The organism is Pseudomonas sp. GM25, assembly GCF_000282255.1.
Lineage (GTDB): Bacteria > Pseudomonadota > Gammaproteobacteria > Pseudomonadales > Pseudomonadaceae > Aquipseudomonas > Aquipseudomonas aphyarum.
In genome coordinates this window covers 1-1299 of sequence record NZ_AKJQ01000071.1, presented here as the reverse complement: position 1 = coordinate 1299, position 1299 = coordinate 1, and the positions used below count along the sequence as shown (strand labels likewise).

The following is a 1299-nucleotide window of genomic DNA, read 5'->3' as shown; positions in this document are numbered from 1 at the left end:
GGGTGGGTAAAGACCGGGTACATCCTTTACGTTTGAGACCGGGGACATGGTTTACAGGTATCAATCATGGTCAGGAGGTGCTGACCATGCCCTGGAATCAAGAGTCCCCGATGGATCAACGAGTGAAATTAGTCAGTGACTGGCTCAGTGGCAGCTACACCAAGAGCCAATTGAGCCGGCGTTATGGGGTCAGCCGGCCAACCGTCGATAAATGGCTGGATCGGTATGCAGCGCTCGGCGTGGATGGCTTGAAAGAGCAATCCCGCAAGCCTTTGAACTGCCCTCATCAAACCCCGGATGAAATCATTTCCACATTGCTGGCCAAGAAAAACGAGCATCCTGATCGAGGCCCCAAACAGATCATTGATCGCCTGCGAAAGTCCGATCCACAGATCCCATGGCCGGCCGCGAGCACTGCTGGGGAGTGGTTGAAGAAGGCTGGCTTGGTCATTGCGCGGCGTCCCTATCCTTTGCGCCCGCGTGCCCCGACGCATTTACGTCCAGTCGATGAACCCAACCAGACCTGGTGTGCCGACTTCAAAGGGCAGTTCAGGATGCAGGACGGCAATTGGTGCTATCCGTTGACCATCACCGATCAGATGAGCCGCTATCTGCTGCTCTGCCGGGCGCTGCCCGGCACGCACAGTGAGCCGACGCGACAGGGGTTCGAATGGGCTTTTCGGGAGTTTGGATTGCCGGACGTAATCCGCACGGATAACGGGGCGCCTTTCGCATCGACCGGTTTGGCACGGCTGTCGAAGTTGTCTGTCTGGTTCATCAGGCATGGCATCCACATCGAGACAATCACGCCTGGGCGTCCTGACCAGAACGGTCGACACGAACGGATGCACCGCACTCTCAAAGCAGCGGTACTGCGGACACCTGCGGAAAATCTCGTGCGCCAGCAGTTGGCCTTTGAGGAGTTCGTCCGGGACTTCAACCATGATCGACCACACACCGCACTGGGCATGAAGCCGCCGGCTTCCGTCTACAGACCTTCGTTGCGCCCGTATCCGGGCTACTTGCCTACAGTCGAATACGGCCCTGATGTTGAGGTACGCAAGGTTCGCTCGAACGGCGAGTTCAAGTGGAAGGGGCAACGAATGTTTTTGGGCGAAGCGCTGATCGGCGAGGACATCGCGCTGAAGGAAGTGGCTGATGACGTGTGGGAGTTGTACCTTTGCACCTTCTGTTTAGGCAGGCTTGAACGCGGAGCCAACCGCGTATCAAGCCTGTAAAAGGTGTAAACGATGTCCCCGGTCTAATGTGTAAAGGATGTACCGGTCTCTACAGTGAGGG

Annotated in this window: 1 protein-coding gene; it reads left to right on the top strand. The window is 57.0% G+C overall.

Annotated elements, in window-relative coordinates; translation table 11 throughout:
* The first annotated feature begins 86 nt into the window (after positions 1-86).
* Positions 87-1238 (top strand): integrase core domain-containing protein, encoded by a 1152-nt coding sequence (locus PMI24_RS25330; RefSeq protein ID WP_007959106.1) that lies wholly within the window; start codon positions 87-89, stop codon positions 1236-1238.
* Positions 1239-1299 lie beyond the last annotated feature (61 nt).